General features: G+C 35.4%; 17 protein-coding genes. 8 read left to right on the forward strand and 9 right to left on the reverse strand.

Annotated elements, in window-relative coordinates; genetic code table 11:
- Positions 1–10 precede the first annotated feature (10 nt).
- The 3 genes from KCG49_RS11375 to KCG49_RS11385 all read right to left on the reverse strand — a co-directional run bounded on the left by KCG49_RS11375 (position 11) and on the right by KCG49_RS11385 (position 4221).
- Entirely contained in the window at positions 11–1921 is a 1911-nt protein-coding gene (locus KCG49_RS11375; protein WP_218546632.1) for a T9SS-dependent choice-of-anchor J family protein, read from the reverse strand.
- A gap of 117 nt (positions 1922–2038) precedes the next feature.
- Positions 2039–3688, reverse strand: coding sequence for a DUF6029 family protein (locus tag KCG49_RS11380; RefSeq protein ID WP_218546634.1), 1650 nt, complete (start codon positions 3686–3688; stop codon positions 2039–2041).
- Positions 3689–3735: 47 nt separating this feature from the next.
- Positions 3736–4221 carry a TlpA family protein disulfide reductase gene (locus tag KCG49_RS11385; RefSeq protein ID WP_218546636.1) on the reverse strand — a complete coding sequence of 162 codons (486 nt, stop codon included), beginning with the start codon at positions 4219–4221 and terminating at the stop codon, positions 3736–3738.
- Positions 4222–4322: 101 nt separating this feature from the next.
- On the opposite strand from KCG49_RS11385, the gene KCG49_RS11390 reads away from it, so the two are divergent.
- Positions 4323–5378: an Omp28-related outer membrane protein gene (locus tag KCG49_RS11390; RefSeq protein WP_218546638.1), complete on the forward strand. Its 1056-nt coding sequence runs from the start codon at positions 4323–4325 to the stop codon at positions 5376–5378.
- A gap of 77 nt (positions 5379–5455) precedes the next feature.
- Here the strand turns inward: KCG49_RS11390 and KCG49_RS11395 are convergent, their stop codons facing one another.
- Entirely contained in the window at positions 5456–7147 is a 1692-nt protein-coding gene (locus tag KCG49_RS11395) for a T9SS type A sorting domain-containing protein (RefSeq protein ID WP_218546640.1), read from the reverse strand.
- 146 nt (positions 7148–7293) lie between these two features.
- The gene (gene pruA / locus KCG49_RS11400; protein ID WP_218546641.1) at positions 7294–8919 is read right to left on the reverse strand and encodes an L-glutamate gamma-semialdehyde dehydrogenase; all 1626 of its coding nucleotides are present in this window, start codon (positions 8917–8919) and stop codon (positions 7294–7296) included.
- 214 nt (positions 8920–9133) lie between these two features.
- Here pruA and KCG49_RS11405 point away from each other — a divergent pair, with 214 nt between their 5' ends.
- A complete protein-coding gene (locus KCG49_RS11405; RefSeq protein WP_218546643.1) occupies positions 9134–10141 on the forward strand; it encodes a DUF6695 family protein in 1008 nt (335 codons plus the stop codon).
- Between the two features lie 66 nt (positions 10142–10207).
- Here KCG49_RS11405 and apaG read toward each other — a convergent pair whose 3' ends face one another.
- The 3 genes from apaG to KCG49_RS11420 form a co-directional block, all read right to left on the reverse strand.
- Positions 10208–10594: a Co2+/Mg2+ efflux facilitator ApaG/CorD gene (apaG, locus tag KCG49_RS11410; protein ID WP_218546645.1), complete on the reverse strand. Its 387-nt coding sequence runs from the start codon at positions 10592–10594 to the stop codon at positions 10208–10210.
- A gap of 63 nt (positions 10595–10657) precedes the next feature.
- A complete protein-coding gene (locus KCG49_RS11415) occupies positions 10658–12034 on the reverse strand; it encodes a pyridoxal phosphate-dependent decarboxylase family protein (RefSeq protein ID WP_218546648.1) in 1377 nt (458 codons plus the stop codon).
- Positions 12035–12079: 45 nt separating this feature from the next.
- On the reverse strand, positions 12080–13330 hold the full coding sequence (locus tag KCG49_RS11420) for a type IX secretion system plug protein (RefSeq protein WP_218546853.1): 1251 nt from the start codon (positions 13328–13330) through the stop codon (positions 12080–12082).
- A gap of 163 nt (positions 13331–13493) precedes the next feature.
- Between KCG49_RS11420 and KCG49_RS11425 the strand changes: the two genes are divergently transcribed.
- From KCG49_RS11425 to nqrF, 6 genes are read left to right on the forward strand one after another with little or no spacing between them, the layout of a single operon-like run.
- Positions 13494–14843 (forward strand): Na(+)-translocating NADH-quinone reductase subunit A, encoded by a 1350-nt coding sequence (locus tag KCG49_RS11425; protein WP_218546650.1) that lies wholly within the window; start codon positions 13494–13496, stop codon positions 14841–14843.
- Entirely contained in the window at positions 14843–16069 is a 1227-nt protein-coding gene (locus KCG49_RS11430; protein WP_218546652.1) for an NADH:ubiquinone reductase (Na(+)-transporting) subunit B, read from the forward strand. Before KCG49_RS11425 ends, KCG49_RS11430 begins: the two co-directional genes overlap by 1 nt.
- Positions 16070–16071: 2 nt before the next feature.
- The gene (locus tag KCG49_RS11435; protein WP_218546654.1) at positions 16072–16866 is read left to right on the forward strand and encodes a Na(+)-translocating NADH-quinone reductase subunit C; all 795 of its coding nucleotides are present in this window, start codon (positions 16072–16074) and stop codon (positions 16864–16866) included.
- Between the two features lie 5 nt (positions 16867–16871).
- Positions 16872–17516: an NADH:ubiquinone reductase (Na(+)-transporting) subunit D gene (locus KCG49_RS11440; RefSeq protein WP_218546657.1), complete on the forward strand. Its 645-nt coding sequence runs from the start codon at positions 16872–16874 to the stop codon at positions 17514–17516.
- A gap of 55 nt (positions 17517–17571) precedes the next feature.
- Entirely contained in the window at positions 17572–18312 is a 741-nt protein-coding gene (nqrE, locus tag KCG49_RS11445; protein WP_218546658.1) for an NADH:ubiquinone reductase (Na(+)-transporting) subunit E, read from the forward strand.
- 12 nt (positions 18313–18324) lie between these two features.
- Entirely contained in the window at positions 18325–19635 is a 1311-nt protein-coding gene (nqrF, locus tag KCG49_RS11450; RefSeq protein ID WP_218546854.1) for an NADH:ubiquinone reductase (Na(+)-transporting) subunit F, read from the forward strand.
- Between the two features lie 70 nt (positions 19636–19705).
- Here the strand turns inward: nqrF and KCG49_RS11455 are convergent, their stop codons facing one another.
- Entirely contained in the window at positions 19706–20152 is a 447-nt protein-coding gene (locus tag KCG49_RS11455) for a Na(+)-translocating NADH-quinone reductase subunit F (RefSeq protein ID WP_218546660.1), read from the reverse strand.
- Between the last annotated feature and the right edge of the window lie 33 nt (positions 20153–20185).

Genomic DNA, 20185 nt, shown 5'->3' on the forward strand with positions numbered 1-20185 from the left:
AATAATAAAACTATTTGTTCACTATGAACTTAGTACTGTAAGATGCATTACCGTCATTAATGTTCATAATGTAATGACCAGCATTTAATTGTGCTACAGGTAATTCTATATTTTGATTGCCAAATAAGCCTTCATAAGATTTATTAATTACTGTTCTGCCCAACATATCGGTAACAGTAATTTTATAATCTCCATTACTTGCATCAAAAGCAACATTAATCAAGTCTTTTGCAGGATTAGGGTAAATCTTTACGGAATCTATGCCAGATACTTCTTCAACACTCAGTGCTTGTGTCACTGAACTTTGCACAGCACTTACAATAGTGCCATCGGTTTGGTCTATGAGTACAACCACTATGTGCATATTGTCTTGGTTGCTCGTTGCAGGTATTGCGTAGTTAAAGTCATAAGATGCTGTATCTCCAGCATTAATTACAGCAGGTACAGAACCTGCCTGACCGTTAAAGCCACCTAACAGTGCTCTACCAACATGATCATATACCATCTGCGACGCTGGTACAGGATTTGGTAAGCTTTCATAACCTCCCATAGGACCCTCACCACCACCTGAATAGTAGTTGGTTTGACCATAATCACTCGTAGTGCCAGTCACACCATCTTCTGTAATAATTACTCCCAGTCTAAAATCCGCAGATGAAAAACTTGTATAGAAATTAGCTTGTGCAGAGATGGTTAGATTATTTCCAATTTGTGAAGCACTCGCCGTTAAATCCATAGGAACAACCTCAGTGATTTGGGTATCAAATGCTCCTTGTAATGAGGCTTGACCTGGATCAACACCTACCAATTTTCTATCAACACCAGAGTTAGGCCAACCGGCGCCAATAACATTCACTAATGCTGTATCGTACTCAGAGACTGTCATTGGGTCTCCATTATGTACGGCAATTGCAACTACGGTATTCGAGTACGTCGTTGCCATATATTCTAAGCCAACTGTACCTCTTGGACACCAACCACACCATGTACCCGTAGATTCTTCAATAAGTACAGCTTTAGTACCGGATTGAGATAGCGTATTGAACGTAGTGATCCTTGAATTGACTGCTGGGCTAGGATTAGTTATGCCGTTTATTTTTGTAATTGTAACGTTTATGTTTTTTTCAACAGCAGTTGCGTAATTTACCATCATAGGGTGGTTAACTGTAGCTACTTCATTAACAGCAATACTTGTATTAACAGTTGAAATATGGTCTGTTGTACCATCATTCCAGTTAATTTCTAAAGAAGAAATAGGATTGGCCCCAATATTTTTAACGTTTACGGCTAATTGATTGTCTACTGAGATTAGTGAGTATTTATTTAAATCTATTGATTTTAAAAAGGAATCTGTAGGAGTTGGATCCGATGTTACTCTAACATCATCAATATTCAAACGGAACTGATCTGATACGTTATGATGTCTAAATGCTACGTAAATAACCTGCCCAGTATGAGCACTTACATCTAAACTTCTATCTACATAGCCTGCTGATGCGCCGACCACCTCACTAAAAGTTGTTGCCGAGGCACCTAGGGTAGCAATGTCAGACGCTGTAGCTACATACACAGAATAATTTTCATTTGCCCAATCTTGATCTTGACCGTATGCTTTCCATTCTAAAAAGACATTCCCTGATGCACTGGTTAAATCTATCGCAGGAGATACCATCCAGTTATCTGGAAATAATATTTCACCAGCAGGCTGTGTTGGTATCCATGAGGCAGATGTAGCATGTTCTTCTTGTACACCGTCATCTAAATCAGCATTATACCAGTTATTGCCATCACCATCAGAATCTGTAAGTGTCCAATCGTTTAAATTTCCAGAAGAGAAATCATCGTAAAAATAAGTTTGCGCTGTAGCAAATTGCGTACAAGCAAAACATAGCGTTAGTAATAGAGTAGTTTTTTTAATCATACTTTTTTAATTGAATTAGTTAATAATTTCTTAAAAGTGCAACAATATAGTTAAATGGTTAAAAATAATTTGTATAACACAATAAATACCGTTTAAATGCATTTTTATCGGATAAATTTAAAAAGCTACAGTTAAATTTGCACTTAAGCCAGTGTTTTCTGGTACAAATCGGCATACACCTCCAATACAAATCAATCCACCACGTTGTCTTCCGTAGTTAAGGCCTAATCGTGTATTGCCTTTACTGTAACTGCCACCAATACTATAATAGTGTATTTCATTAAAGCCTTCGTAATTCCAGTTGTCTGCAACATAAACTGCAAGGCTGGTTGAGAAGTTGTATTCTATAACTGCAGCAGCCCAATTCTTCCTGTCGTCTTCACTCCACAAATGCTGGGCAACAAATCTAGCAGCTTTTCCATTATCAAACCTTCGTGTGGCTTCAATAACAGCGATATTGGAAGTAAAAGTTGTATTGCCCAAAGGCCCTCCTTCTACGATACCTTTGTCAATGATGACATTTTGAAATGTAAAAGCAGAACTCCAGTTTCTAGACAATTTTTTCTTAACCTCAAGGTTGAAATCTCTAAACAATTGACGACCCTGACCGATAAACTTTGCTTTATACCATCTGTTTTCAATATTATATTCAGCATCTAATCCTCCCCAATATGAAAAATTTGCCGATAATTTTGTGCCGTATTTACCACCGAGGCTTGTGCCCTTTTTGAAAGTATAGAAGAAGTCTATTTGTCCACCAACTTCACCAGCACGCTGATCGAAAGACTCAATAATTAATCGAGGTTGAGGGTTATAAACATATATGTTCGTTAGCAAATAATCTTGTTGTTTGGTAAGCCCCGGAACATAATTAATCACCTGTTGGTTAAAAATATTTCCTTCTGCTAACCGGTCTGAGAAAAAACTAAAATTTTCCAATCTCCTAAAAGTAGCATTGACTCCAATTCCTTTTTTTGCATAGCCAGCATTTACTTGTAAAGCAGTGCCATCATATAATTTATTTGAAGAAATCACTCCCTCATTTGCAATTACATCTGGGTCTTTTACAATGGCTTCCGCTCCTGCATAAAAATCTCCAACCATAATGTCTAATCGACCACCATAGGCACCAACATTGGTAGGTATGGCCTCAACTCCATTGGTATTTTGATTACGGCCAACATAACTTAAGCCCATTTGTATATCTACTTTGTCCAATTTTAAAGCATTACTAAGATTTACCTCAGCATCTAGACCTTGGATTGTACCTTCAGATTCTTCAAAACCATAACGTTGTTTACCAAAAACTGCTTTAAGACCAACATCTTCTGTTAGATTAACTTTTATGTTTAAGCCTTTTATGGCATTGTTTAAACCTAATTGACGATCTTCCCAAGAACGTAGTATTAAGCCACTACCAAATTGTTCATAGAAATAACCACCTGTTATATCTAGTTTTTCATCTTTATAATTTACATAATAAGTGGCTATGCCATTTTGATTATCAAAAATTGGATCGTAACCTAATAAAGCAGAAGGCAGATAGGATTCAAACTGCATGCCTGCCGTGAATTTTCCTAAGTTGTAATTGAGAAGTACATAGTTGTTTGCTCTAAACTGATCTTCTGGTGCTAAAAAGTTAATACCTTCATCAGTTTGAAGCCATTGAGAATTGGATTCTAATCCACCATAAAAAGAACCTGTTTCCTGAGCATTGCTAAAGTAAAAATTACACAATAAAAGGGTTAGAAAAATTAATTTTTTCATATTGATTTAGTTAGTAGTTAGTAGTAGGTATTAAAAGAGAAACAGGATTATTTGCTAAGCTCTTTAATTTTTTCGTACAATTCCATTTCTGCACCAGGACTATAGCCAGAGTGCTCATATACAATCTTATTGTCTTTAACCAAAACGGTAAGTGGAATACTAGACGCATTCAGAGCTCGCTTAAGGTCGTTGTTGGTGTCCAATAGAATTGTGTAATCCCAATCTTTTCCATTTACCATGGATTTTACACGCTTTACAGTTCTGCTGTCGTCAACCGAAACAGCAACTAACTTTACGTCAGTCTCTTCTTGCCACTCTTCGTACATATCATTGATAGCATCCAATTCTTTAAGGCATGGTACACACCAAGTTGCCCACAGGGAAATTATGGTAATGCCATCTTTGTTTGTAGCATCTTCAAGAGAAATAGCTTTACCGTCTATAGTTTTTAGATCTATACTAGGAAGATCGTGTTGTGCCATTGTTGATAGACAGTAAAATCCTAAACATAGGGTAAGTAGTAATTTTTTCATATATAAAATTTTGTAAATAGGTACACAATATTAGTTAAATTTTTCACAAATGCACAGCAGTTGTAAAAATTAATTATTTTAGCAAAAACAATTGTACTGCTATGATAACAAAAAGAATACCAAAAATTGCTTTACTACTTTTGCTTACACTTAGCTTTTCTTGTAGTAAAACTGAAGAAAATGTGCCTCTGACGACTCCGACTGCAGAAATTACGGTAGATAAATTAGTAAGAAAGGCATCTTTGAGAAATCAGGAGATTCCATTTAGAATTATTAATGAAGCAGGTTTAGATGTAACAGATTCAGCAACATTTTATGTTGATGGTGAGCCTATTGAAGGCTCCGTATTTTCGTCAAGTACCATTGGTGAGTTTGAAGTTTATGGTGTTTACTTGGAAGATGGGGTGGAGGTAACAACAAATACAGAAACTTTTAACGTCATTATACCAAAACGCAAAGTCGTGATTGAAGATTACACAGGGGCATGGTGTGGATTTTGCCCAAGAGTAGCTGGTGCAATTACAGATTTGCACGAAATATCAGATGACGTTACTGTTGTTGCCATTCACGAAACAGCAGTTAGTTTTCCTGATCCAATGCATTTTGACCAAGTACAACTGTTAAAAGACATATTTGGTGTTGAAGGATTCCCGGCGGCAAGAATTAATAGATCTAATAATTGGCCAATGCCACATCCTATTTCTGATATTACCAGTATAGCTGGATTAGACACCAACTTGTCCATAGCATTAAACTCAGAATTAACGGGTAATGAATTGTTGGTGCAAGTCAATGTGGTTTACGAAGAAGGTTCAGTGCAAGGGGATAAATTAGTAGTTTATTTGGTTGAAAACGGTATTATTTATGGTCAAGTAAATTATTATAACGAAGATACTACAAGCCCATTCTTTAACATGGGTGATCCAATCCCGGATTTTGAACACAACGAGGTCTTAAGAAAATCATTATCCAGTCTTTTAGGTGATGCTATTCCTAGTACAGCGGCTTTAAACGAGTATGTGACATCATTTACAATTAATCTTCCGTCTGAATATGTAACAGATAACTTAGATATTGTTGCTATGGTTGTTGATTCTAATAACGAGGCCAAAAACTCGCAATATGCTCATATTGAGGAAGACAAGCCTTATCAGTAAAAATAGACGATAAAATATTATATAAGAAAACCTGAGCGAATAGCTCAGGTTTTTTATTTTTATAAAACGTCAATTTGTTATCTGTTGACTAAAAATTTCGTGGTAAAAAAGGTGTTGTTTTCACCAGTAATATTCAAAATATAAAATCCTGAAGCTAAATCTACAGGAATAGATGTTCTATCGCTTAATGTAGCTTTATTATTAAAAACCACTTTACCAGTAATATCAGCAATACTTATATTTGCATTGAGGTTTATATCAGAAAGCAATACTAATTCATTATTTACAGGATTTTTTTCGAGTTGAAATGTATAGGCGCTAACATCTATAACATTAAGGGGTGGAGTTAATATCTCTGTTAAAGCAAAAGCAACATTATTTTCTGTTAACTGAATGTGAGGTTCATTATCGTCTGGCAAAAATGTGTTGTCAAACGGTGTTATACTTGTTGTGCCTCCACCAGTTAAATTTATATCATGATGCCAGTCAATTTCGTCATTAGTCATTTCTAAAGCTAAACCACTTACAGAAGGGATAAAGCTAAACTTATCTATTTGTAATGCATTTAAGAAGTCTGCAGCAGTTCCACCTCCACCAGCAATATCACCTGTTAATGCCGAAAGATCAAATAATCCACCAGGTGCAGAATCTATACCATCAGAAAATGGAAATGCTTCGCTACTGGCTTCAGACCCTGTAACTTCAATATTAAATACTGAAATGGAAATAGCACTGACTATAGATGTGACTCCGGCTGCGGGTGTAAAATTTATATCTACATCAACATTTGCGGTAAATATACCAGCTGGCACATTAAAGTTATCATCAATAACCGTATAGCCATTGGTTACTGTAGGGCCACTAGAGCCTATTGCAAAGTAAGAACTGCCTATCCCACTTCCATTGATTATGGCTACATTCCTTGTGTTTTCAGGAAAACCAGTAAAATTGAAACTGTTAATAGTGTTCTCAAATTGTGTTCTGAAAGGATGCGGTTGAGGTAAATTTAATGCTGCGTCAAAATCAACATCACTACCAACTTGGAGATGTGCTTCAAAATGATCTACTAAAAGTTGTCTGGCAGCAGGCGATTTTAGAAAGGAGTCAATAAGAGGTTGAACTTCAGCTATAGGCTGAGAATCGTTATTGGCTAAAAAGTTCAATTGGTGTTGCAGGCCAATGGGAACATTTGCGCCATGGTGTGGGGAATCAAAAGACATATATAATCTTGTGTCTGCGTCAAGAGTATTTGCTTCCATATAATTTAAAGCGTAGCGTGAGATTAGACCTCCCATGCTTGGCCCTATGATTACATTTTGTTCAGGACTATTTCCTGCTTTGGCGGTATTAATAATATCTAAAAGTTCTACAAGCAGCATTGCGTTACGTTCAATAAAATCTGTACCTCCGTCAATAGTTGCTCCGTCATCAGTTCTAGTGTAGATAGGAAAATTTAAAATTACCACATCAAAATTCTCGGCTCTTACTTGGTCTGCTAAATTTTGAGTTCCAGAACTTCCTGCGAAGTCCAACAAACTATATATACCAGGTATATCTCTTGAGTCACCGGGATCAAAACCATCAACAAGAATAATAGGTTTGTCTAAAATATTGTCGTCACCTAGGAATATTTCATATTCACCTTCACCGGGATAATTGGTTGCCTCTCCATAAGCGGATAAATCTGGTGTAATGCCAGAGGTGAATGCAGTTTGCGCTATTATTGCGCTTGGTAAAAGTAGCAAGATAAAAAAGTAATATTTTTTCATAGATAAACAGATTAAGTTAATATGCTTGAAAAGATACAAAGTTTAGTTTTTTAATCTAGGTATTTGAAAGGTATTTCTATTAAAAGCAAAAAAAATCCTTAAAAGGATTAGCTTTTAAGGATTTGTTTTTTAGAGAGTTACTAAAATTAACCTAAGAAAGGGTATCTGTAATCTATTGGTGTTACAAATGTTTCTTTGATTAATCTAGGAGAAACCCAGCGTAATAAGTTTTGTGCGCTACCAGCTTTATCATTAGTTCCAGAAGCTCTTGCTCCGCCAAACGGTTGCTGACCCACAACTGCACCTGTTGGTTTGTCGTTAATATAGAAATTACCAGCAGAATTTTGTAAAGCTTTGGTTGCCTCTTCTATAGCATATCTATCTGTAGACAATATAGCGCCTGTTAAAGCATATTCACTGGTTTCGTCAACCAATTTTAAAGTTTCAGTATAGGCGTCGTCTTCGTAAACATAAATAGTAATCACAGGTCCGAATAGTTCGGTACACATTGTCGTGTATTTTGGATTTGATGTTACAATAACCGTAGGTTCAATGAAGTAACCTTTTGACTTATCGTAATTACCACCAGCAATGATTTCTGCATCACTATCAGCTTTAGCACCATCAATATATTTAGCTAACTTGTCAAACGAACCTTCATGAATTACAGCAGTAATAAAATTGCTCATATCTTCAGGGGAGCCCATTTTAAAAGATTTTATGTCTTCAATTACGTACTTTTTAACATCTGCCCAAATCCCTTTCGGAATATATGCCCTAGAAGCAGCACTACATTTTTGGCCTTGGAATTCAAATGCTCCACGAGAAATAGCTGTTGCTACTTGTTTTGCATTTGCAGATTTGTGTGCAATGATAAAATCCTTTCCTCCTGTTTCACCTACGATTCTTGGGTAGGTTTTATAGTTATGAATGTTGTTTCCGATCTGTTTCCACAATTCTTTAAAGATAAATGTAGAACCTGTGAAATGTAGGCCAGAAAAATCAGGACTAGCCATTACGGTATTAGTTATCATTACAGGATCGCCGAACACAACATTAATAACACCGTCTGGTACACCAGCTTCTTTAAATACATCTATAATTACCTTAGCTGAATACACTTGGCTATCACTTGGCTTCCATACCACTACATTGCCCATCAATGCCATACATGCTGGTAAGTTTCCAGCAATAGCAGTAAAGTTAAATGGCGTTACAGCATAGGTAAACCCTTCAAGAGGTCTGTATTCTACACGGTTCCAAGCATCACTTGTACTTTCAGGTTGTTCCATATAAATATCAGTCATAAACTGTACATTGAAACGTAAAAAATCAATTAGCTCACAAGCGGCATCAATTTCTGCTTGATGTACGGTTTTAGATTGTGCAATCATGGTAGCTGCGTTAATCTTAGCTCTATATGGCCCAGCGATTAATTCAGCGGCTTTTAAAAAGATACCAGCACGTTGTTCCCAAGGCATTTGTGACCAAGTTTTACGGGCTTCTAAAGCTGTGGCAATTGCTTCGTCAACATGTTTTTGTTCTGCCAAATGATATTCACCAACAATATGCTGATGGTCGTGAGGAGGAGACATGGTTCTAGTGTTTCCAGTTTTTACATCTTTTCCGTTGATATATAAAGGGACTTCAACTTTGCTATTAAACATAGATTTGTATGTTTGTGAAACCGCTTTGCGCTCTGGTGAACCAGGTGCATAAGACTTTACAGGCTCATTAACAGCGACTGGTACATTAAAGAATCCTTTTCCCATCGTTAAATTTTTTTAGCGTTCCCTAGAAATCGGGAATCTGGTTTATGTTTTTTTGAATTTATTAATTAAGATTCCCACCTATGTGGGAATAAAATTTTGAAAGTGCAAAGGTACAATATTTATGAGATATTACTTATTTGAAACGTTATAGTTGTGTGAAGATTACAACTGCAATTTTTTGTAAGTTGCAAGCTGAAATTTTTTGAATGCGCCCATGCAAAAAAACGATGCTTTTATTTTAACCTTAGCCTATCCAGAGACCATAGTATCTCATGCTGAAGAATGGTATTCTAAGTTTTTGCGCTTTCTTTTTATTGGCAGTAAAAAACATGTAAGGGCTGGGCATGCTGCTTTGGTTTTAATCCATAAAACATCGGGTGTATTGGAGTATCATGATTTTGGACGTTACATTACATCTTCCCCTAATGGTAGAGTAAGAGGAAGAGAAACGGATTTTGAATTGAATTTCCCTATCGTTGCAAAAATTGAAAATGATACTATTAAAAATTTAGATGAGATTTTGAAGTTTCTATCAACACATCCCAAATTAACGCATGGTGATGGCAATTTGTATGCTTCAGTTTGTAACGCAGTAAATTACGATTTAGCAAGAACGCATATCGACAAGATGCAGTCTAAAGGCTTCATTAGATATGCGGCTTTTATAAAAATAGCATGCAATTGTGCGCGTTTTGTAACGGATACTCTAATTGCTTCTGTAACTGATAAAAAGATTAAAAAGCGATTAGAAAATTCTAAATGGTTTACGCCAAGTACTGTAGGAAATGTGATAATTGCTGATACAGAGGATTTTGTATATCTTATTTCAGATAGAGGAGAAATCAGCGAATTTAAGTCTACGGTTGGCAGAGAAAATAGACGCTTGTTTTTAGATACACTAAAAGAATATAACCCAAGTTTAGCAGGAACATTAGAACCAAAGCATAACAATACCAAGGCTAGACATGCGCAATGGTTGGGTGGTATTGCAGCAGGAGCTTGGTTTGAGATTTACGATTTGGAAAACATTTCGGAGTTTAGGTTAAGGCGGATTTCACCTTATGGTAATTTAGATTGTGACGGTATTTATAAGGTAGATGATAATAGTTTCAATATTGGTTCAGACTATAAATTTGTGCACTATTCAAATTGTTTGTTCTTTCATATAAAGCAAGGCGGGATAATCTACCGTTTTGATTATGTAAAAGATTTCAAAAAATAAAAAATGTTTTTGTTTGAATAAATAAAGTGGAGATTCCTCAATACTTCAAAATAACAAAAGGACACTCTAATTCAATGCAAAAGGCGCACTTAATTTAAAAGAAGGAATATACACCTTAAATTTACTCGCCTTGGTAAAGTTGACCATGTTGTAATGTCCTTGCATGGCGCCAAACGGTGACGTTAAAAGGCATCCAGAATTATAAGTATGGGATTCGCCTGGTTTTAATACAGGTTTTTTTCCGATAACACCTTCACCTTCAACGATTTCCTCATTATTAAGGGCATCAAGAATTTTCCAGTGACGTGAATTTAATTGAACAGAATCTTTACTTTGGTTTTCGATGGTTACTTTGTAGCCAAAGGCGAAGCGCACTTTATAGTTCTTATAAAATGTGCCTTCAAAATTGGTTTCTACGGAAATTTTAATTCCGCTTGTAACTTGCTGTACCATTAATCTTAATTGCAAAGAGTATGCTAAAATAGTATAATTTTTGAATGATAACTTATTTTAATGTTAAGAAGCGTTCATATTTAACATTTTTTCGACAACATGACCTTCTAAAGTGGCAAAAAAAGCCAAAATATCTTTTTCTTCCAACAAACTATTTATAGTCACCATCCTAACAAACTCTTGATTATTGAACTTCCCAAAGCCAACCATAAGCTCTGAATTTTCATAGAGAGCTGTACACAATTCACTTGCAGGGATGTCCTTGTAGTTAAAACAAATAGAGATAGAGTCGTCAAAACTGTATAGCGTATAATTGTCGTTTTGGTTAATGTAATCTCTTGCGATTTGTGCCATTTTAAATTGTTTATCTACAATTTGTTCTAGACCTATGGTACCAATAGACTTCCAAAGTGTCCAAATTTTTAAAGCATCATTTCGTCTTCCACATTGTAGGGACGTTTTTCCTAAGTTAAAATCATCTCCATGGGTTTGGTATAAATAATCCGCTTCGTTGGAAAAAGAATGGTACAATTGTGCTTTGTGTTGTGTAACTATGATGGAACAGCTCAAAGGTGTGCCTAACATTTTGTGAGCATTAATACTAAAAGAATCCGAAAGTTCTAAGCCTTTTATAAGATGTCTATACGTTTTGCTAAAAATTACACCACCACAATAGGCTCCATCTACGTGTAGCCAAAGATCATGTTTTTTACAAACGTTACTTATAGATCCAATATCGTCAAAAGCTCCAAGAACTGTTGTACCAGCTGTAGCATTTACAAAGAAAGGTTGATAGCCGTTACTAATATCTTCCTGAATTAATTCGTCTAAGTGCCCAGCTAGCATTTCTCCTTTATTATTTGTATTAACATGCCGTACTTGATTTCTTCCTATACCGGTTAGTGCTGCATTTTTTGAAATTGAGTAATGGGAAACTGCTGAGGTGTAAAGTGTCATTTTTGATGAAAGTCCGTTGGCTCTAATAGACTCGCTTTTTGCGTCTCTTGCCATAATGAGTGCCATCATGTTGCTCATTGACCCTCCTGGTGCAAATGTGCCATCACAGTTGCTAGAATAACCTGCCAAAGCACAAATGTTTTTAAGAACCTGTTTTTCTATACCGACCTGCGGGCCGGCAACTTTATAAGTATACATACTGTTATTGAACATAACTGAGAGCAAATCCCCTAATGTGGCTTTGCCAATTCTGCCACCAAATAATTGATTGAAAAATGATTTAGATGCTGTTTTTGGTGTGCTTCTTACAATCTGTTTTAGCGTTATTTTTAAGTCTTCATCAACAATGCCATTAGTGTCTAAAGATAAATTGAGTTCGTTATATAATTCTGAAGTGGGAATAGGTTTGGCGACTGGTTCGTTAAGTTCTGCTTTTAAAAGCTCGTCACACAATTCAGAAAATAAGGCAATATCGTTTTGCATTCTGTACAGTCAATTTTAATGTGAAAGGTAAAAAGAAATTTAGTTTTAATTAGAAATGTCTACAGAAGTAGCCTCACCATAACCAATAAGTTTGTCATAACGTGCGCCCAGATCTCTATAATATACCAAAACCTTGTAATTGTTTTCGGTTTGCCAATAATCACCACTAATAGCACCTTCGTCGAGTTCGCCGGTTTCTTTATCTACCACAACATATTTATAGTTATAGAAACCTTGTTTAAGGCGAAAGCTTACTTCGTATTCACCACTTTCGGGATTGAATTCCATTCTTGTTAAAGGTTCAATGGCGAAAGCATTAAAATTGCCATACACATGGATGTCTTTACCTTTTAGTTCTTCTTGCAATAGAGAAAAATGAACCATGGTATAATCTGCTTCGATATCTGTATCTAAACGATCTGCCGCTGTAACTTGAAAGTTTCCATTAAGATCGGGATTATAAGTGTAAGGTTGCCCATCTCTAGATACATTAGGGTATAGGTAACTTTGGTATATATCTTTTAAGTCTATAAACTGAACTCCGACGTTAGAAGTTCTTACGTCTTTGTTTTCAAACCAAAAATATTCATTGCCTCCCCAAAATGCAGATTCGGTATCGTATCTGTAGATAAGTTCATTGCCTAAAGTATATTGTGGTTTTAAGTTGTCTATGGATGTATTTAAATTATTATTCTGAATGATAAGTGTTTTGATAGTCTCTAACGGATTATTAAAATTAATGCTGTTAGTGGCCACAACTAAGTCAACGGATTGCTTTTCGGCAATAACCCTTACATCTCTAGAGCGTTTAACGCGTACACCAACGTTCACTAGATCTTCATAAATCATAAATTTTCTACTAAACATCAGTTCATCATATTCATCATAAATCGAAATCATATAATTACCGCTTTTCAATAGCCCACGAGTTTGGATATTTGGAATTTGTAATTTATAATGAGAATACACCTGATATGTATTAAAAGAGTTATAGTATTCTAATATACGTTGATTGTCCAACCCTCTTAAATATTCACCTTTTACCAAAATAGACGGTGTCCAGTCAAAATTAAAATATTCAATAACATAATAGAAGTCTTCTTCATTGGCGTTTAAAGCATCAAATTCTAATATCAAAGGCTCTCCGAGTTTTAGAATAGGCAATTGCCCTTGAGTTGTATTGCTCTTAAATTTTATGGTTTTTATAAAATCAGGAGGACTTACTTCTACCACTTGCGAAAGTAAAAGTGTTGGGAATAATAAGAGCAATAATATGCTATAGAAATTTTTTTTCATCATTTATTTTTGACTTGTGCATAAAGATAATCAAAATCTATGCCTTTAGATATTAATCTTATTTATAATGGCTATAAATAAAAAAGATGCATCGAATTAAAAATTATTTAAGCATTAATTCGTAAATTTGCACGGATTTTTAGATAACTAATCTTTGAGGTATATGTCAAAAGACATCAGAATTAAAAAAGGTTTAGATATAAAGTTGGTCGGTGAAGCCGAAAAAACTAAAGAGAACGCTATTATTAGCAATTTCTACGCTATCAGACCTGAAGATTTCCACAGTATTATCCCAAAACTTGTTGCAAAAGAAGGTACGCGTGTAAAAGCAGGCGAAACCTTATTTTACAATAAAGATAATGAAGAGATGAAGTTTGTTTCCCCAGTTTCTGGTGAGGTGACAGAAGTGCAACGCGGCCCGAGACGTCGAATAGATGCTATTAAAATTACTGCAGACAAGGAACAAACCTATGTCGATCATGGTAAATTTGATTTATCATCAGATGCAGATAAAATTAAAGCCCATTTATTGGCTTCAGGTTGTTGGGCATTTATAAAACAACGCCCTTATGATGTTGTTGCAAAGGCAAATAGTACACCAAAAGCTATTTTCATTTCTGGCTATGCCAGTGCTCCTTTAGCTGCTGATTTAGATTTTACTTTAACAGGTAAAGAAGCTGAATTACAAGCTGCTGTTACTGCTTTATCTAAATTGACAGAAGGTGGTATTCATGTTTCAGTAGGAAGTACGAATTCGCCATTAGCTGGTTTAGATGATGTAACAACTTACAAAGTATCTGGGCCACATCCTTCAGGAAATGTGGGGACTTTAATAAACAGAGTTGACCCAATTAATAAAGGTGAAGTCGTTTGGACCCTAAATGCTCAGGATTTGGTTGTGATCGGAGAGCTTTTGTTAACAGGTAAGTTCAATGCTGAACGTACCGTTGCTTTAGTGGGTTCTTCTGTTAAAAAACCTAGATATTTTAAAACAAAAATTGGTTCTGAAGTATCAACTATGATATATGATAATGGCGTTGATAAAGATGGTAATGATAGAATTATATCCGGAAATGTTTTAACAGGAAAAAAAATAGCTCCAGACGGTAATTTAGATTATTACAGTAATGTAATTACGGTAATACCTGAAGGAGATGATTATGAATTCTTTGGTTGGAATAAACCAGTTTTTAACAAGATTTCTACGTCGAGAGCCTTAACTTTCTCATGGTTAAACCCTAAGAAAAAATACGATTTAAATACAAATACAAACGGAGAGCATCGTGCATTTGTAACCACAGGAACTTACGAAGAAGTATTTCCTTTAGATATTTATCCAATGCAAATCCTAAAAGCTTGTATGTATAAAGATTTGGATGAAATGGAAGCTTTGGGAATGTATGAGGTAGCACCAGAAGATTTTGCGTTAACAGAATTTGTATGTGTGTCCAAACAACCACATCAAAAAATTATAAGAGAAGGATTAGACTTAATGCTTAAAGAGATAGGATAATGGGTTTAAAACAAAATTTACACAATTTTAAGGAAAAGAATAAAGACAAGAAGTGGCTTCCTGGTTTCAATGCCCTTTTTACGTTTTTATATATGCCTAATGAGACTACTCATAATGGAACTCATATCAAGGCAGCCGACGATTTAAAACGTACGATGAATACCGTAATCATGGCATTGGTGCCATGTTTAGTATTCGGTATGTTCAATGCAGGTTATCAACACTACTTAGCTCAAGGCTTAATAGATTCAGCAGATGGATTCTTAGGTGCTTCATTTTGGACTATTGATAATTTAATCATCGGTGCTTGGACAGTTTTACCTTTGGTAGTTGTTTCTTATGGAGTAGGTCTGGCAGTAGAGTTTGTATTCGCAATCATCAAGGGTCACGAAGTAGAAGAAGGCTATTTGGTAACAGGTATGTTAGTGCCATTAATTGTTCCTGTGGATATTCCGTTATGGATGTTAGCAGTTGCTGTTATTTTTGGTGTGGTTATAGGAAAAGAAGTGTTTGGAGGAACAGGAATGAATATTCTTAATCCAGCATTAACTATTCGTGCATTCTTATTCTTTGCATATCCTACATGGATGTCTGGAGATAAAGTTTGGGTGCATGGCGCAGTAGAAAGAGACCAAGCCATTGCGGCAGGTCAAAACTTAGATGCTATCTCTGGTGAAACTTTATTGGGAGCTTATGCACAAAATAGTTCACTAGCAGGAATAGATTATTGGGACATGTTTTGGGGCATTATACCAGGTTCTGTTGGTGAAACTTCAAAATTTCTAATTATAATAGGAGCCTTATTTTTAATCTTTACTAAGATAGGAAGTTGGAGAATTATGCTAAGTACAGTAATTGGTGCTTTAGTGATGGGCTTAATCTTTAATGGTGTTGTAGATGCAGGATGGATTGGTGAAGCAAGTAAGTTTTACGGACTTATGAGTGTGCCTTTTTGGCAACATCTAATTATTGGAAGTATTTTATTCGGTGCCGTTTATATGGCAACAGACCCAGTAACTGCTGCCCAAACAAATAAAGGAAAATGGATATATGGTTTCTTAATCGGATTTATATCGATTATGATTCGTGTATTCAATCCGGCATATCCAGAAGGTGTATTCTTAGCCATTTTATTAATGAATGTCTTTGCACCAACAATTGACCATTATGTGGTACAAGGAAATGTGAAGAAAAGAATGAAGCGTTTAAAAGTTAAAACTGCTTAATAATGGAAAATAGAACAGATAAAAATTCATACACCATAATATTTGCGATTGCAATGGTGTTGGTTGTAGGATCATTATTAGCCTTCTTAGCATCCTCTTTAAAACCAAGAATTAGTGAAAATCAAAGGTTAGAAAAACAGCAGAATATTCTTTATGCCATGGGTATAAACGATAATGATGAAACAAGTGCTGTTTTTATTTCTACAGATAAGGCACCTGAGGCTTTTAATGCAAATGTAGATGATCAAATAGTGATAACGATAGATGCTAATGGTAAGGTGTTGAAAAAGCAAACGCGCGATGAGTATTTTGAAGAAACTAAGCAAGAACCTTATTTAATTGATGTTAAAAAACAACAGGCTAGTGCTAAAAATGGTGGAGAACGAAAATTACCTTTGTTTGTTGGGAAAAACAAAGAAGGAAAAACAGTTTACGTGGCACCAATTTATGGTAAAGGCTTATGGGATGCAATTTGGGGTTATGTAGCAATGGATGAAAATATGGTTGTTCAAGGTGCTTATTTTGATCACAAAGGCGAAACACCAGGTTTAGGCGCTAACATTAAGCAGCGTTATTTTATGGATGATTTTTATGGTGAACATTTACTTACTGAGAATGGTGCTTTCAAAGGCATAACAGTAGCAAAAGGAAATGCAGATCCTAAAAATAAAGACAAAACAGACAATGAGGTAGATGCCATTGCTGGTGCTACAATTACAGGTGACGGGGTTTCAGCTATGATTAAAAGCGATTTAAAACTTTACAAGCCTTATTTTGATAATTTAAAAACTAAGTAAATACTATGGGACTTCTTTCAAAAAAAGACACTAAGTTAATTACAGACCCATTAGCGGATAACAACCCGATTACTATTCAGGTACTTGGTATATGTTCTGCGTTAGCTATTACTGCGGAGCTCGAAGCATCTATTGTAATGTCTATTTCAGTATTATTTGTAATGGGTGTTGGTAACGTTGTTATCTCATTAATGCGAAATATTATTCCTTCAAAAATTAGAATTATTGCACAATTAATTGTTGTGGCAACGCTTGTAATTATTGTGGATTTAGTACTTAAGGCTTTTGCTTATGAATTGAGTAAAACCCTTTCGGTATTTGTTGGGCTTATTATTACTAACTGTATTATTATGGGACGTTTTGAAGCTTTTGCACTAGGTAACGGTCCATGGAGATCATTTTTAGATGGTATCGGTAATGCATTGGGTTATGCAGTTATATTAGTTATAGTTGGTTTCTTTAGAGAACTATTGGGTTCTGGTACTTTATTGGGCATTCCTGTTTTAGGAGATCCAATTGAAAAAACGGGATTGTACAGTATTGGATATGAGAATAATGGTTTTATGTTATTATCACCAATGGCACTTATTGTGGTGGGAATCATTATTTGGGTACAACGTAGTAGAAACAAAGCATTAATCGAAGACTAATCAGTATACAGTTTGCAATCACAGTAAACAGTAATAAACTGAAAACTAAAATAATATGGAACATATAGAATTATTTTTTAAATCGATATTTATAGATAATATGGTGTTTGCTACATTCTTAGGAATGTGTTCTTACCTTGCTGTATCTAAAAAAGTGTCAACTGCAGTTGGTTTAGGTGCTGCTGTAATTTTTGTATTGGCAATTACAGTACCTTTAAATTGGTTGTTAGATCAATATATATTGCAGCCTGGAGCGTTATCTTGGTTGGGCGAAGAATACGCAAGTTACGATTTAAGTTTCCTATCATTTATCATGTTTATTGCTACAATTGCAACAATGGTACAATTGGTTGAAATTATAGTCGAAAAATTTTCACCTTCATTGTACAATTCTTTAGGAATATTTTTACCATTAATTGCAGTAAACTGTGCGATTTTAGGGGGATCATTATTTATGCAGTCTAGAGAAATTGCAACTTTGGGGCTGGCACTAAACTATGGAATAGGTTCAGGAATTGGTTGGTTTTTAGCCATTTTGGCAATTGCCGCCATCAGAGAAAAAATTAGATATAGTAATGTGCCACCTGCATTAAGAGGTTTAGGTATTACGTTTATTATAACAGGATTAATGGCCATTGGATTTATGAGTTTTGGCGGTATGTTAACAGGTGGTGACGAAGAAGCAAAGTCTGAAGATAAATCAGCTACTATTGAAGTAATTAAAGAAAATATTGAAAAAGAAGAAGCTAAACTTAAGTCTGATGATTTAGAGTTAGCTGAAAATACAAACAAGTAATTGATGAGTATGATGATATTAGCCGCAAGTACAATCGGAACTATAATAGCAACTGTTGGTGCCTTTTTATTGGTAACTCTATTGCTCGTAGCCTTATTATTATTCGTTAAACAAAAACTGTCACCATCGGGTCCTGTTAAGATTTTAATAAATGGGGAACGCGAAATAGAAGTCGCTTCAGGTGGAACTTTACTCTCAACTTTAGGAAGTAATAAAGTGTTTTTGCCATCTGCCTGTGGTGGTGGTGGAACATGTATTCAATGCGAGTGTCATGTATTATCAGGAGGTGGTGAAGCTTTGCCGACAGAGACACCCCACTTTTCAAGAAAAGAGCTGGCGGAAGGAGCTCGTTTATCGTGCCAAGTAAAAGTAAAGCAAGACATGGAAATTACCATTCCTGAAGAAGTATTCGGTATCAAGAAATGGGAGGCAACTGTTGTACGTAACTATAACGTAGCATCGTTCATTAAGGAATTTGTTGTTGAAATACCTGAGGATATGGGCTACAAAGCTGGTGGATATATTCAGATCGAAATACCTCCATGCGAAATAAAATATTCTGATATTGATATTACGGCGCATCCAGAAGAGCATGAAACGCCAGATAAGTTTCAAGCAGAATGGGATAAGTTTGGTCTTTGGCCTTTAGTAATGAAGAATACCGAAACTGTAGAAAGAGCGTATTCAATGGCATCTTACCCAGCTGAAGGGCGCGAAATCATGCTTAACGTACGTATTGCAACTCCGCCATGGGATAGAGCAAAAAATCAATGGATGAATGTAAATCCGGGTGTGGCATCGTCATATATATTTGCACAGAAACCAGGTGATAAAGTGATTATTTCTGGACCTTATGGTGAGTTCTTCATCAATGAGTCAGAAAGTGAAATGCTTTATGTTGGTGGTGGTGCTGGTATGGCACCAATGCGTTCGCATTTATATCACTTATTCAAAACCATTAAAACGGGTCGTAAAGTAACCTATTGGTATGGTGGACGTTCCAAACGCGAATTATTCTATATAGAACACTTTAGAGAATTAGAAAAAGACTTCCCTAACTTTAAATTCTATATGGCACTTTCTGAGCCATTAGAAGAGGATAATTGGAAAGTTAAGAAAGATATTAATGATGAAGAGGGTGACGGATTTGTTGGGTTTATTCACAATTGTGTTATAGATAATTACTTAAATCATCACGAAGCGCCAGAAGATATAGAATTATATTTTTGTGGTCCACCACTAATGAACCAAGCTGTTCAGAAAATGGGAGAAGACTTCGGTATTCCTGATGAGCACATTAGGTTTGATGACTTTGGTGGATAAAATTACCGCTATATAGTAGATACATTAAAGAAAGTTAGAGCCAATATTTTGATATATTGGCTTTTTTATTTTATACCATTTCTCTAATGCTATCTAGTCTCTCAAATTTAAAGATAGTAGAACAATCCATTACATCTTTCATATTATCTAATTGACAAAGTGTGGAAACAACCTCAGATAAACCATTAAATAAGATGGATTTATCCTTATGGTTGTCTGGTTTGTGGCAGAAATATTTTCCAAGTCTATAACCGCAACCTTTTAAAAAAGCCGCTTCTATTCTAAGAAGTTCTAAAGGTGTGTATCCGTTGAACCGTCTTCCTAAATTCTGATGTACTAAACCAATGTAGTTCAACCTAACGGAACCATGGATGTCTGTCATGTGTTTCCAGCTATCGTTATTGTCTAAGATATTACCAACTGCGCATTGAGTGCAATCTTCTGGATTTAAAGTATTGTTATGGAATGCTGTATAGAGCTTATTTACGGCATTATTGAATCGATTTGAAGCTATCATCTTTATGATTTTTAAGACCATTAAGATAATAAA

The organism is Winogradskyella luteola (genome assembly GCF_019203985.1).
GTDB lineage: Bacteria > Bacteroidota > Bacteroidia > Flavobacteriales > Flavobacteriaceae > Winogradskyella > Winogradskyella luteola.

Excerpts from the sequence above, each read along its gene's own strand:
- KCG49_RS11385 (WP_218546636.1), bottom strand. The coding sequence starts at position 4,221 with ATGAAAAAATTACTACTTACCCTATGTTTAGGATTTTACTGTCTATCA.
- KCG49_RS11425 (WP_218546650.1), top strand. The coding sequence starts at position 13,494 with ATGTCAAAAGACATCAGAATTAAAAAAGGTTTAGATATAAAGTTGGTC.
- nqrF (WP_218546854.1), top strand. The coding sequence starts at position 18,325 with ATGATATTAGCCGCAAGTACAATCGGAACTATAATAGCAACTGTTGGT.
- KCG49_RS11375 (WP_218546632.1), bottom strand. The coding sequence starts at position 1,921 with ATGATTAAAAAAACTACTCTATTACTAACGCTATGTTTTGCTTGTACG.
- pruA (WP_218546641.1), bottom strand. The coding sequence starts at position 8,919 with ATGGGAAAAGGATTCTTTAATGTACCAGTCGCTGTTAATGAGCCTGTA.
- KCG49_RS11380 (WP_218546634.1), bottom strand. The coding sequence starts at position 3,688 with ATGAAAAAATTAATTTTTCTAACCCTTTTATTGTGTAATTTTTACTTT.
- KCG49_RS11435 (WP_218546654.1), top strand. The coding sequence starts at position 16,072 with ATGGAAAATAGAACAGATAAAAATTCATACACCATAATATTTGCGATT.
- KCG49_RS11420 (WP_218546853.1), bottom strand. The coding sequence starts at position 13,330 with ATGAAAAAAAATTTCTATAGCATATTATTGCTCTTATTATTCCCAACA.
- KCG49_RS11415 (WP_218546648.1), bottom strand. The coding sequence starts at position 12,034 with ATGCAAAACGATATTGCCTTATTTTCTGAATTGTGTGACGAGCTTTTA.
- KCG49_RS11405 (WP_218546643.1), top strand. The coding sequence starts at position 9,134 with ATGCAAAAAAACGATGCTTTTATTTTAACCTTAGCCTATCCAGAGACC.
- KCG49_RS11440 (WP_218546657.1), top strand. The coding sequence starts at position 16,872 with ATGGGACTTCTTTCAAAAAAAGACACTAAGTTAATTACAGACCCATTA.
- KCG49_RS11390 (WP_218546638.1), top strand. The coding sequence starts at position 4,323 with ATGATAACAAAAAGAATACCAAAAATTGCTTTACTACTTTTGCTTACA.
- KCG49_RS11455 (WP_218546660.1), bottom strand. The coding sequence starts at position 20,152 with ATGATAGCTTCAAATCGATTCAATAATGCCGTAAATAAGCTCTATACA.
- nqrE (WP_218546658.1), top strand. The coding sequence starts at position 17,572 with ATGGAACATATAGAATTATTTTTTAAATCGATATTTATAGATAATATG.
- KCG49_RS11430 (WP_218546652.1), top strand. The coding sequence starts at position 14,843 with ATGGGTTTAAAACAAAATTTACACAATTTTAAGGAAAAGAATAAAGAC.
- KCG49_RS11395 (WP_218546640.1), bottom strand. The coding sequence starts at position 7,147 with ATGAAAAAATATTACTTTTTTATCTTGCTACTTTTACCAAGCGCAATA.
- apaG (WP_218546645.1), bottom strand. The coding sequence starts at position 10,594 with ATGGTACAGCAAGTTACAAGCGGAATTAAAATTTCCGTAGAAACCAAT.